The sequence below is a fragment of the Xanthomonas sp. SHU 166 genome (assembly GCF_000364685.1).
Classification (GTDB): Bacteria; Pseudomonadota; Gammaproteobacteria; order Xanthomonadales; family Xanthomonadaceae; genus Xanthomonas_A; species Xanthomonas_A sontii.
On the sequence record NZ_AQOJ01000324.1, the window covers coordinates 1 to 11642 of the forward strand.

12 protein-coding genes, 1 tRNA gene and 1 pseudogene are annotated in these 11642 nt (G+C 70.3%); 6 read left to right on the forward strand and 8 right to left on the reverse strand.

Annotated features, from left to right (window positions below; genetic code table 11):
- From D180_RS09775 to D180_RS09785, 3 genes are all read left to right on the forward strand, one after another.
- A partial coding sequence (locus D180_RS09775) for a glycosyltransferase (protein ID WP_017912649.1) occupies nt 1-491 on the forward strand: 491 nt, incomplete at its 5' end.
- Complete coding sequence (locus tag D180_RS09780) at nt 478-750, forward strand: hypothetical protein (RefSeq protein WP_017912650.1); 273 nt, start codon at nt 478-480, stop codon at nt 748-750. The genes D180_RS09775 and D180_RS09780, both read left to right, overlap by 14 nt.
- A 31-nt stretch (nt 751-781) precedes the next feature.
- The gene (locus tag D180_RS09785; protein ID WP_017912651.1) at nt 782-1561 is read left to right on the forward strand and encodes a TIGR04290 family methyltransferase; all 780 of its coding nucleotides are present in this window, start codon (nt 782-784) and stop codon (nt 1559-1561) included.
- A 77-nt stretch (nt 1562-1638) separates the two neighbouring features.
- On the opposite strand, the gene D180_RS09790 is transcribed toward D180_RS09785, so the two are convergent.
- From D180_RS09790 to D180_RS09805, 4 genes are all read right to left on the reverse strand, one after another.
- Entirely contained in the window at nt 1639-2970 is a 1332-nt protein-coding gene (locus D180_RS09790; RefSeq protein ID WP_017912652.1) for a sigma-54 dependent transcriptional regulator, read from the reverse strand.
- Nucleotides 2971-3194: 224 nt separating this feature from the next.
- Nucleotides 3195-3779 carry an SOS response-associated peptidase family protein gene (locus D180_RS09795; protein WP_051064799.1) on the reverse strand — a complete coding sequence of 195 codons (585 nt, stop codon included), beginning with the start codon at nt 3777-3779 and terminating at the stop codon, nt 3195-3197.
- A 147-nt stretch (nt 3780-3926) separates the two neighbouring features.
- A complete protein-coding gene (locus D180_RS09800; RefSeq protein WP_051064800.1) occupies nt 3927-5216 on the reverse strand; it encodes a divalent metal cation transporter in 1290 nt (429 codons plus the stop codon).
- A gap of 192 nt (nt 5217-5408) precedes the next feature.
- Nucleotides 5409-5482: transfer RNA gene (locus D180_RS09805), tRNA-Cys, on the reverse strand.
- Between the two features lie 388 nt (nt 5483-5870).
- Here D180_RS09805 and D180_RS09810 point away from each other — a divergent pair.
- Entirely contained in the window at nt 5871-7055 is a 1185-nt protein-coding gene (locus tag D180_RS09810) for a hypothetical protein (RefSeq protein WP_017912654.1), read from the forward strand.
- Nucleotides 7056-7208: 153 nt separating this feature from the next.
- On the opposite strand, the gene D180_RS09815 is transcribed toward D180_RS09810, so the two are convergent.
- Together D180_RS09815 and D180_RS23460 are read right to left on the reverse strand one after the other, a co-directional pair.
- On the reverse strand, nt 7209-7559 hold the full coding sequence (locus D180_RS09815) for a TonB-dependent receptor (RefSeq protein WP_017912655.1): 351 nt from the start codon (nt 7557-7559) through the stop codon (nt 7209-7211).
- Complete coding sequence (locus D180_RS23460; RefSeq protein WP_192578921.1) at nt 7550-7732, reverse strand: hypothetical protein; 183 nt, start codon at nt 7730-7732, stop codon at nt 7550-7552. Before D180_RS23460 ends, D180_RS09815 begins: the two co-directional genes overlap by 10 nt.
- A 236-nt stretch (nt 7733-7968) precedes the next feature.
- Between D180_RS23460 and D180_RS09820 the strand changes: the two genes are divergently transcribed.
- Nucleotides 7969-8433 carry an STY0301 family protein gene (locus tag D180_RS09820; RefSeq protein ID WP_017912657.1) on the forward strand — a complete coding sequence of 155 codons (465 nt, stop codon included), beginning with the start codon at nt 7969-7971 and terminating at the stop codon, nt 8431-8433.
- A gap of 9 nt (nt 8434-8442) precedes the next feature.
- Nucleotides 8443-8721 (forward strand): hypothetical protein, encoded by a 279-nt coding sequence (locus D180_RS09825; RefSeq protein WP_017912658.1) that lies wholly within the window; start codon nt 8443-8445, stop codon nt 8719-8721.
- Between the two features lie 345 nt (nt 8722-9066).
- Here D180_RS09825 and D180_RS09830 read toward each other — a convergent pair whose 3' ends face one another.
- Nucleotides 9067-11232, reverse strand: coding sequence for a hypothetical protein (locus D180_RS09830; protein ID WP_017912659.1), 2166 nt, complete (start codon nt 11230-11232; stop codon nt 9067-9069).
- 34 nt (nt 11233-11266) lie between these two features.
- Nucleotides 11267-11642 (reverse strand): annotated as a pseudogene (locus D180_RS09835) (DUF3142 domain-containing protein); the annotation flags it as partial.

An 11642-nucleotide genomic window follows, 5' to 3' on the forward strand; every position in this document is an offset into this window, starting at 1 on the left:
CGCTGGCCTGGCCGCAGGGCCGCTTCGTGATCGCCGGTCCGCTGTATCCGCCGCACATCGTCTGGCCGGACAACGTGCAGCGCTGCGCGCACCTGCCGCCGGCGCAGCATATGGACTTCTACAACCAGCAGCGCTTCACCCTCAATCTGACCCGTGCCGACATGGTGCTGGCCGGCTGGTCGCCCAGCGTGCGCCTGTTCGAAGCGGCGGCCTGCGCCACGCCGATCATCTCCGATCCCTGGGAAGGCCTGGAAACGCTGTTCGCGCCTGGCAGGGAAATCCTGATCGCACGGCGTGCGGCCGACGTACTGGGCTGGCTCCGCGAGCTGCCGGAAGCGCAGCGCATGGCGATCGGCGAGGCGGGGCGCCGCCGCGTGCTCGCCGAACACACCGCCGCGCATCGCGCGCAGGCCCTGCACGATGCCCTCGACCGCGTCGCCGACGCGGCGCCATCCACCTCCGCCAGGAGATCCTCGCATGCCCTCGCATGACGCCAAGACCACCACCGATCACGACGAGATCCGCCGCTGGGCCGAGGCGCGCGGCGGCCGTCCGGCCAGCGTGCGCGGCACCGAAGCCGACGAGGATGCCGGCGTGCTGCGCATCCTGTTCCGCGACGATGCGGCGCTGGAAGAAATCAGCTGGGACGACTTCTTCTACAAGTTCGAAGAAGAAGAGCTGGCCTTCCTGTATCAGGAGAAGACCAGCGACGGCAGCCAGAGCCGCTTCTTCAAGTTCGTCAACCGCTGAGCCGCGCTCGGCGCCTTCCCGGGAGACCGCCATGCAATCCGCCGTTCCGTCCCTCGACCCGGTCGATCCGATGCAGGCGCTGGGGCCGTGGTTCCACAACCTGCACCTGCCCGATGGCCGGCAGACCCTGCCGACGCATCCGTACGGCGATTTCCCGGCCTGCAAGTGGCGGCAGATCGCGCCGCATGTCCCGGCCGATCTTCGCGGTTGGCGGGTGCTGGACATCGGCTGCAACGCCGGCTTCTACAGCTTCGAGCTGGCCAGGCGCGGCGCCGAGGTGGTGGCGATCGACATGAATCCGCACTACCTGCGGCAGGCGCAATGGGCAGCGGCGCAGTTCGGGCTGGAGCGCCACGTGCGTTTCCGGCAGATGCAGCTGTATGCGCTGGCGCGCGAAGCCGAGCAGTACGACCTGGTGTGGATGATGGGCGTGCTGTACCACCTGCGGCATCCGCTGCTGGCCCTGGACATCGTGCGTCGCCTGTGTCGCCGCATGCTGGTGTTGCAGACCATGACCATGCCCGGCGAGGAGGTCTATCCGGCGCCGCGCGACATCGGCATGCTAGAGCGCGGGCGCATGTGCGAGCCCGGCTGGCCGAAGATGGCCTTCATCGAGCATCGCCTGGCCGACGATCCCACCAACTGGTGGGCACCGAACCATGCCGGCGTGGAAGCCATGCTGCGCAGCGCGGGGTTCGCGGTGGACGCGCGCATCGCCGAGGAAACCTACCTATGCCGGCCGCAGCAGCGGCCGCCCGGCCAGGTCGCACCGATCGAAGAGGAACTGCGCGCGGCCTGCGGCCTGGACTGATCCGCCCGGCCGCGCACTGACCGCCGTGGCTGCAGATCGCCCGGCAGGGCGCGCCGCGACGGCGCGCCCTGCCGCGCTCAGTTGACGTCACGGTCGCCGCGCGACATCAGGTTGTAGATGGTACGCACGCTGATGCCCAGGCTGCGCGCCGCCGCGGACTTGTCGCCGCCGGTGATGCGCAGGGTGCGCACCAGCATCTCCTGTTCGATCTGCTTCAGCGGCGTGCCCACGCGGAACGTCACCGCGTCGCCGGTGTTGCCGCAGTGGCAAGGCACGTCTTGCGTCATGGGCACCTCGCCGTGCAGCAGCGGCTCGATGGTCACCACCTCGCCGTCGGCACGGTAATAGCCGCGCGTCACTGCGCTGGAGAGTTCGCGCACGTTGCCCGGCCAACGGTGCCGTCCCAGCACGGTCCGCGAGAACGTGTCGAACTGCTTGCTGGTCCCATAGCGACGATTGAGCGTGTCCAGCAGCGTGTCGGCGATCAGGTGCACGTCGTCGCCGCGCTCGCGCAGCGGCGGCAACTCGATGACGTACTGCGACAGCCGGTAATACAGGTCGCGGCGCAAGGTGCTGGCCTCGCCCAGCAGGTCGCGGTGGGTGGCGGCGACGATGCGCACGTCGAGGCGGACTTCCGCGTCGCTGCCGACGCGGGTGATCGCGCCGGTTTCCAGGCAACGCAGCAGGTACACCTGCAGTTCCGGCGCCATCTCGCCGATCTCGTCCAGGAACAGCGTGCCGCCCTGCGCCTGTTCGAAATAGCCGGCGTGGCGCTGGTTGGCGCCGGTGAAGCTGCCGCGCTCGTGGCCGAACAGCTGGCTGGCGAGCAGTTCCGGCGGAATCGCGCCGCAGTTCACCGCGACCAGGCGCCCGCTGCGGCCGCTGGCCTCGTGGATGGCCTTGGCCAGCAGTTCCTTGCCGGTGCCGGTTTCGCCGGCGACCAACACCGAGATGTCCAACGGCGCGACGCGGGCGATGTCGCGCTGCACGCGCGCGATCGCCGCGCATTCGCCGACCAGGCCGAAGCGTGCCATCCCGCGCCGCGGCGGCAGGCGGCACAGGATCTGATCGAGCAGACCGTCGAACTGCGTCCACGGCAGCGGCCGCTGCAGCAGCTCCACGCTGTCGCCGGCCAGCCCGCGCCATTTCGGCATCTGCGCCTCGGTGGCCAGCAGCACCACGCGCGCGTCCGAGCGGCCGGCCAGGCCGTTGATCAGGTCCATCGCCGCGCCGCGCTCGGCGTCGCCGTCGAGCAGCAGCAGGTCGGCGCGTTGTTGCTGCAGCCAGTGCCGCGCGTGTTCGAGCGAGGGCAGGCGGGTCAGCGCCAGGCCGCGGCGCTGAGAGAAGGTGGACACATGGTCCGACAACGAACTGTTGCCATCCACGATCGCAAGCAGGGGTTTGGTCATGCGGGTTGTACTCCGCGAATCAGGTCATTCCATCGTCCTCCGCATGTGTGAGCGCAAGGCGAAAACGTCCTGATTCGAGCCCTCATCATGCTGAAGCGGATTCGGGTCGCTTCAGCAATGTGTGCAACGCGCGCGTCCATGGAGCAGCTCTGCAGCACCGCCTGTGCGCGACGCCGCATCCTGCCTGCGGCATCCGGCACATTCCCGACCGCGCGCGGCTGCGCTCAATGCATGCGCTCGGGTGGCAACGGACCGCGCAGCAGGGCATCGACGCTGACGAAGCGCCGCTGCTGCGCGACATCCAGTCGCCACAATGCGTCCTGCCCATCCAGGTACAGCCATTCGATGACGTCGTCGGCGCCGATCAGGACCGGCACTTCGTCCGGCAGTGCGGGCACTGCAGGTGCCTCGGTGAGCAGTGAGAAGCAGGAGAGATGAAAGCCCTCCTGGGTCTGCATGCTGCTGCGCAACCCGGCGGCGAACAGCGGACCCGGGTCTTCGCAGATCCAGGGGCCGCCACGCGCGGCGTCGGCGCTGCGGAAGCCGGCGATCGGCACCAGGCAGCGCTGCGTTTCCCACACCGCGGTCTGCGCGCCCTGCCAGGCGCGTTCGCGACGTTCGCTGGTGATCAGCGGATCCTGCGGCGCATCGCGGCGCCCGAACAGGGCGCGCTCGTTGCGCACTTCGCCGCCCCACAGCACCAGGATCTGCGCTTGCTGGCCGGCAGCGATCTCGCTGGTACGTCCGGCGGTGACGGGATCCTGCACCGGCCAGGCGGGCAGGCGGGATTGCAGAAAGCTGAGGATCATCGCGGTGCGGCCGAAAGCGGATGCCTTGGGAACGCAGGACGCGTGCCAGCATCTTCTTCTTCCCTCCCAGTGCGTCGTTGCGCCCTGCGCCGCGCAGCCAGCGGCGCGCGCCAGCGAAAGTTTTTCAGTCGCGCAGCTTTTGCGCGCCTACCGCAGCAGCGTGACCAGCAGGCAGGCGCCGGCGGCGAAGGTCACCGTCACGGTGATCCAGCCGAGCGCGTTGGTGAGGCGGCTGTTGACGCGGCCGCGCATCAGCGTGCGGTCGTTGCTCATCCGCATCATCAGCAACAGCAACGGCGGGACCGTCATGCCTTGCACGATGCCAGACAGCACCAGCGCTTTCATCGGGTTGACGCCGAGGAAGTTCAGCCCCACCGCGATCGCCGTGACCAGCGCGATGGTCGCGTAGAACAGCTTCGCCTCGCGCGGCTGTGCGTGCAGGCTGCCCTTGTGGCCGATGCCCTGCACCAGGTCGTAGGCAGCGCCGGTGGTCATCACCGGGACCGCCAGGAAGCCCACCCCGACCACGCCCAGCGCGAACAGCCACTTGGCCGCGGGCCCGGCCAACGGCTCCAGCGCGGCCGCGGCCTGTGCCGCCGTGGCGATCTCGGTCTGGCCGGAGCGGTGCAGGGTGGCGGCGGTGGAGAGCAGGATGAAGTACAGGATGATGTTGGAGAACAGCATGCCCACCAGGACGTCACGACGGGTGCGGCGCAGTTCGCCGGCGCTGGCGCCCTGGCGCGCGGCCACGCTGCGCCGTCCGGCGGCGATCTGTTCTTCCACTTCCTGGTTGGACTGCCAGGTGAAGATATAGGCCGACAACGAGGTGCCGATGCAGGCGACGATCATCGACAGATACTCCCGGCTGAACTCGGCGTACGGCACGAAGGTGCCGCGCAACACCTGGCGCAGGTCGGGGCGCGCCAGCAGCGCGGCGGCCACGTAGGCGAACAGCGCCAGCGCCAGCCAGCGGAAGATCCGTTTCAGCAGGCGGTAGGACCCGAAGAATTGCAGCAGGAAGATCGCCAGCGCCGCTGCGACCACGATCGCCGGCACCGGCAGCGGGATCAGCAGGTTCAGCGCCGCGCCGATGCCGCCGAGATTGGCCGCCGCTTCGATCACGTTGCCGGCGAAGGCGAACCCGACGGCCGGGTACAGCACCCAGCGCGGATAGCGGTCGCGGATGATCGCGAACAGCCCCTTGCCGGTCACCCGCCCCAGCTTCGCCGACAGGTAGACCACCAGGTACATCATCGGCAACAGCACCGGCGCGATCCACAGGAACGCGAAGCCGTAGCGCGCGCCGGCGCTGGCGTAGGTGCCGATGGCGGACGGATCGTCGTCGGCGGCGCCGGTGACCACGCCGGACCCCAGCAGACGGAACAGCACGCGCCGCCGGGTAGGCGCGGGCTCGGCATGCGCGGCGGGTGGGGTCATCGCGATCGGCAGGTCGGGCGGAACATCGACCCTATGCAGGCCGGTCTAAATGCGGCGTCGGCGGTACTGCGTACGCGAAGTGAAGGCGGGCAGGTGCAGCGCGATCGCGGCGCCTGCGTGGGGCAGGCGATCGCACCGCAAGCCACCAACGCAAACGGGCCGCAGCAAGCGGCCCGTGGCGTCGAAACAAGATGGAGGCCTGGGTCGGAATTGAACCGGCGTACGCGGATTTGCAGTCCGCTGCATAACCACTCTGCCACCAGGCCGGTGGACTGACGTCTTGCCGCAACGCCCTGGGCGCCCGACAAAAACAAAGCCCCGCTGCCGGGGCCCTGGCGCGGGAATCGGACGCTGCCTTGCGGCTCTCGTCCAACGCGTTGATTCAAAAGATGTTTTTGAATCAGCCCGGCGCGCAACGGACTGCATTGTGTACCAAGCACCACGGCTTGGCAACCCTGCACTGCGCGGGGCGCAGGCATTGCCGAGCCGCTGGATGCAGGGCCTTGCATGCGCACGTCGCGCCGCGCCGCGACTGGAATGCCGACCACAGCGCCATGCCGGTGGCAGTAGACAAGCGCCGCCTCGCGCCGATTCGCGCACGATCGCCGTGCTGCCGCGCTCTAGCATGACGCCACACCCAACCGAGACATCGCCATGAACCGATGGACACGCTGGAGCGGCACCGTGCTTTGCCTGGCCGCGAGCGCCACCGCCGCCGCGCAGACCTGCGCGCTGCAGACGCAGACCGTGAACCTGCCGCTGGTCTCCAAGGCCACGCCGAAATTCGCCTATCAGGTGCGCGTGCAGCTCGGCAGCGATGCCGATGGCCGCAGCAGCGGCAGTCAGGTGCTGGAGGTGGATACCGGCTCCACCGGCGTGGTGGTGCCGCTGAGCGACGCGCTGCGCAGCGCCTGGGACGCGTCCAACACGCCTGGACACATCTTCTACTCGAGCGACAGCAAGTACCATCCCGGCAAGTACGTGGACGTGCCGATGCGGCTCGGCGTTTCCGCCGACGGCAAGAGCGCTGCGGCGCGCGTGGATCGCATCACCGTGCTGGCCGCGCAGTGCACCTGCGATGTCGCCAGCGTGGCCCGGCAACCCAAGCCGCTGGCACAGGTGCCGGCCACCTGCGCCGGCTACGATGGCAGCCCCGCGTTGAGCAGCAGCACCCAGGTGCTGCGCAACTGCAGCACCATCTCGCCGACCTTCGGCATGATGGGCGTGGGCTATGACCGCGTCGTCGACGCCGCGCGCAATCCGTTCCTCAACCTGGCGCAGATGCGCGCGCAGCGCATGAGCCCCGGTTACATCGTCAGTGCCAAGGGCATCACCCTGGGCGTCAGCCAGCCGGCGCTGAAGGGGTTCGCACTGGTGCCACTGCAGCGCGGCGCCGCCACCGCCGACGCGCCGGGCGACTGGCAAGCGCCCAGTGCCTGCGCCAGCTTTCCCGGCAGCGGCAGCGACTACCGCGTCTGCGGCAAGTTGCTGCCCGATACCGGCGTGTCCTACATGATGCTCAACCCGGTGGTGCCGCCCGCCACGCCCACCAGCCTGCAACAGACCGTGGAGATGGCGGGCCATCCCACGCGCGTGGTGCCGGATGCCACCCAGCTGCGGCTCGACGTCGTCGACGCGAAGGGGCAATCGGTGTTCGGTTACAGCTTTGCGGTCGGCGATGGCAAGGCGGCGACCCCGGACAGCGTGCAGTGGCGCGGTCCGCTGAAGACGCCACCTGCGCACATCAACAGCGGCCGTCACCTGCTCGCCGCGGGCGACTACGCCTACGACGCGGCCTGCGGGCATGCGGGTTTCAGGGCGACGCAACCGGGCGATTGAGGGGCTGCGTCGCGCCCGCAGTCGCCGGTTGCCGGTGGCAGACCTGTCTGCCTGGCATGCAATGCCGCCAGCGGCACCCGAGGCGCAGCCTGCGCATCGACCTGCAGCAGACGCGGGCGCGATGGCACAGGCTGCCATCGCGCCCGCGCTGCCTCACCAGCGATACGTGGCCGTGGCCATGACGCGTCGCTGCTCGCCGTAGTAACAGTTGTCGTAGGCGTCGCAGTTGCTGAGGTAGGTCTTGTCGGCGAGATTGTGCACGTTCAAGGCCAGGCTCCAGCGGTCGCGGTCGTAGCCGAGCAGCGCGTCGAACAGGGTGAACGCCGGCACTTCGGCGCGTGCGGCGTCCAGGTCGCCACGGTTGGCGCCGGTATAGCGCGCGCCCAGGCCGAGCCGGATGCCGCTGTCGAAGCGGTAGTCGGCCCACAGTGCCGCGGCGTGGCGCGACACCGCCGACAGCGGCTTGCCCAGCTCGCGCGGGTTGCTGCTGGCGGTCACTTCCACGGTCGGTGTGCAGCTAACGTGGGTGACATCAGGCGACTCCTTCGCTGCGGCGGCGGACCGATGCGCATGCAAAACGATGTGGGCGGGATCGGTTGCCAGCGGATGCCTTCGAACGGGTTCCAGCTGGTGCTGCCCTTCACCTCGTCCAGGTAGTAGGCGTAGTTGGCGGTCATGCCGACCGGCATTTGCGGGTGATGAGGCGGGGGGGGGACGCAGAGAATGGCGCCAGCGCGCGCGATGACGTCGGCTGCGCGTCGTGTCGTCGCGTTGACCTTTGGCGATGTCGGAGGCACCGTATGCGCGGCCTGGCGATGTGGCCTGCAGCAGTGGTCGGCTGTGCCGCCGGGCGTGCGAGGCGAAGGCCGAGGTCTTTGCCGGTCTCGATCCTGCAGTCGACAGGGAGCGTGTGATGGTGTCGAAGGGAATGTCTGCCACGGCGCGCTGCGCGCTGCCGCTGCTCATCGCCGTGTCCGCTGCGCCCGCCGCGGCCAGGGAGATGCTGCAGTGCCCCGAACGCCTGCGCATCGCCGAGGCACAGCTGCAGAGTCCCGACGTGCCAGCCGATGTCCGCGTCGATCTCGCCGCCGCGCCGCCGATGCGGCTGTTCTCCAGCAATGTCTATTCCGGGCCGCCGCGCGAGATGGCTGCGCTGGTGCCGAGCAACGAGGACGCGCGCCGCCCCGGCGATGCGGGCGTGTCGGTCTGGCGCTTCGATGCGCCCGATCCGCATGGCCTCTATCTGGTGTGCGGATACGGGCCTGACGGCAGGGTGCAGGTCTCGCGGCGTGTCGGCGACGTCGCGCGTTGCGAGGCGAGGCCGCTGCGTGCCAGCGGCACCGGGCCGGCCGCCGGCACCCTGTTCGTGTGCGAGTGAGGCCGCGCGATGGCAGGCGCGCGCAAGGCCGTGGCGATCGCCGCGCAGGTGCTGTCCTGGGGCGGCTACGCGTTGGGCATGCTGCTGTATGTCGTGTCCGGTAGCCCGTACGCATGGGTGGACGGTACCGATCCGCAGTTGTCCTCGGCCAACTTCCAGGACAGCGGCAACGGGCGGTTGGTCGGCCTGTGCGTCCTGGCCGCGCTGCTGAGCCGCAGCCGCAGCGTGCGCCTGTGCTGCCTGGCGGCTATGGTGATCGTCTGCCTGGCCTGGTATTGCTGGAACTGAGCGCAGTCTCAAGGCCGCGTGTCTGCGCGACTGACGCAGGCACGTGAACGCCACGCGGCGCATGCCGCGAGCGGTGACGTCCTTGTCGCGCGTGCTGCGGTGCTGCATCGGGAGAACGGTCGTCCAGGACGGCAGAGCGGCCGGCGCCGCGTGCGTCGACGCGATTCCAGCGGTAAACAGGAAAGTCCTGTTGAAGAGACGAGCGGGGGCGGCGATCCCTACCTTCGGGATTGGGGAGTCGGGATTGGGAATTGGTCGGAGCGGCGCAGTGCAGGCCTGACGATTTCGCCGGTGGTGGCAAGCAGTGCGCTCGTGCGCGGAGCGCGGCCGACCCGCGCCGCAGGCTCAGTCCTGCGGCGTTTGCGCTGCGACTGTCCGCGCCTTGCGCTGCATGCGCCGGCGCACCAGCCAGCCTGCCGCGGCCAGCAGCGCCAGGCCGGCCGCGCCCAGGGCGAGCCGTTGCGTGTGCACGAACTGGCGTACGGCCTGGCCGCGCTCGATCCACAGGCGCCGCCGCGCGCCCTCGAAATCCGGCGTCTCGCAGGCGCCCACGCCGAACACATAGGCCTTGCCAGGCACCGGATTGAGTGCGCCGTGCGCGACATAGCGCTGGTAGGACCGACGCGCCTGCGCGGGGTCGAGGGTGATCAGCCAGTCGGTCGCCTGGCACAGCGCGGCGGCGTAGGCCTGGCTGCGTGCGGGCAGGTCGTCGGCGGCGCGATCGGCCAGGGCGGCGGCGATCCAGCGGTAGTGGTAGCGGCGGTAAGGCTGCGCGGCGGTGGCGTTCCAGCGCTGTGCTTCGGCCGCGGCGATCAGGCCGCCGGGGCGCAGCTGCGCATGCGCCGTGGCTTCGGCATAGTTGCCGGCGTAGACCCGGTTGTCCGGCCCAAGTTCGTAGCCCAGCAGTTCCATGCCCTGGCGGCGCGCGATCAGGGCAGCCCGGTAATTGCCCTCGGCGCGGCCGATGCCGGTCCAGGCCGATGTGCCTTGCCGTCGCGCATCGCGATAACGGCGCGCCGCCTCGCGCAATTCGGGCTGGGCGAAGTAGGGCAGCGCATCGTCGTAGCGGCCGTCGCGCATCAGCCGGCGCGCCAGCAGTTCACGCAGTTTCAGGGCCGGCGTCCGTTCCCAATACTCCGGCGCCGCGTTCGCGGCGGCCGGCGGCGTGGCGGGCACGTGGCGATCCACGTAGTCCTGCAGTTCCTGCACGGTGAGGACGCGCTCGGCGACCGCGGCGGCGTCTTCCCAGTAGAGGTCGCCGCTGCGGTACAGCTGTGCGAACGCCTCCACGTAGCTGCCGCGTTGCAGCGCCAGGATCGCCGCTTCGCCCTCGATGCGGCACTGCGGTTTGACCGTCTCGTTGCTCCAGTCGCCATTGCGGCGCGTGCCCCAGTCCTCGTTCGGCGGGAAGCGCCGGGATGCCTGCGCGTAGGCCTGTGCGGCGCGCGCGGCGTCGCCGTCGCGCAGTGCCATCTTGGCGCGCAGCCACCAGGCCAGGCCGCTGTCGCCGGCGTGTGCGAGCAGGCGCGCGGTGCTGGGGTAATCGCCCTGGCGATAGGCCAGCGCGGCCAGGCGATCGGCGTCTTCCATCGGATCGCCCGCTGCGTCCTGCAGCAGGTTCAGGAAGCGCGCCGAGGACAGAACGCTGCCGGAGTCGGCATCGAAGGCGTGGCTGTCGCTGAGCAGCCGGGCGATCAACAGCCGCCGCACCGCCTGCCCTTGCAACAGCGGCGCCAGTTCGGCATCGCTGCGGCGGGCGAGATCGGCGGCCACCTGCTTGAGCGAACTCAGGCCAGTGTCCGACCCCTGTGCCGCCTGCACCGCGTACAGGCCGATCGCGCCGTTCCAGTCGCCGCTGGCGAGCAGCAGACGCGCCTCCTCGCCGAGGCTGGCGATGCCCAGCTCCAGCGGATCGTCGAATCCGGCCAGGCGCAACGTGCGGGTCTGCTGGAAGGCCTGCCGCGCCTGCTGCCGGTACGCCTGCCGCTGCGCCACGGCATCGCCAGCCAGCGCGCCGTCGGCGGCCAGCGCCAGGCTGCGTCCCAGCGAATAGGCGGCCCACGTGCTGCGCGCCCGGCGCTGTGCCTCGGGCAGGGCCAGCACCTGGCGAAAGTAGTCCGCGGCCGACGGATAGCGGCCCTGCGCGAACGCCACCGCGCCGGCGGTGTACAGGCGCAGTTCCGGTGGCAGGTCGGCGCCGTCGCGTTCGGCCTGCTGCGCATCGTCCAGCGCGCGCAGTTGTTCGATCCGGGCGAACCGCGCGGTGCCCACTTGCCTGCGTTCGACGTCGTCGCGCTGCTGCGGGAACTGCGCGCTGGCGTCCCAGTAGCGCGGCAGGGTCGCGGTGCCGGCGCGGCCGAGGCCGGCGATCGGTGCGCCCAGGCGCTGCACTTCGCGAGCGAAGCTGCCTTCGGGCAATTGCGCCAGCGCGCTGGCACGGTCGTCGAGCAGGCGGTACGGGAACTCCGGGCCGCAGGCGCGGGCGCCGCCCAGCGGCAGCAGGAGCAGCATCAGCGCGGCGGCAAGCGTGGCCGCGGGTCGGGGATCACGGCAGGACATCGATGGCACCTGTGTGCAGGCGGCGGCAGCGGACCCAGCCGAGCGCACGGCGTTCTCCGGCGGCCAGGGGGTGGGATGCGCGAGTGCGTTCGAAGCGGGGCGACGGTGCCGGCCATTGCAGCCGGTAATCGCCGAGTGCGTCGCCGGCTTCGCAGGCGCTGCCGCGCAGGACCACGCGCTGCGGCGGCGTGGCCGCGGTCGTGCCATCGTTCGCGAGCGTCAGGTCGTAGATCGGGCCGGTGCCGCTGGCCTGCACCTGCACGGCCGCCTGCAACGGACGTCCGTGCACCACCGCCTGCAGCGTCGCCAGCGGCCAGGCGCGGCGGTCGCCCGGCAGCGGCAGGCGGAACCAGACGATGCCA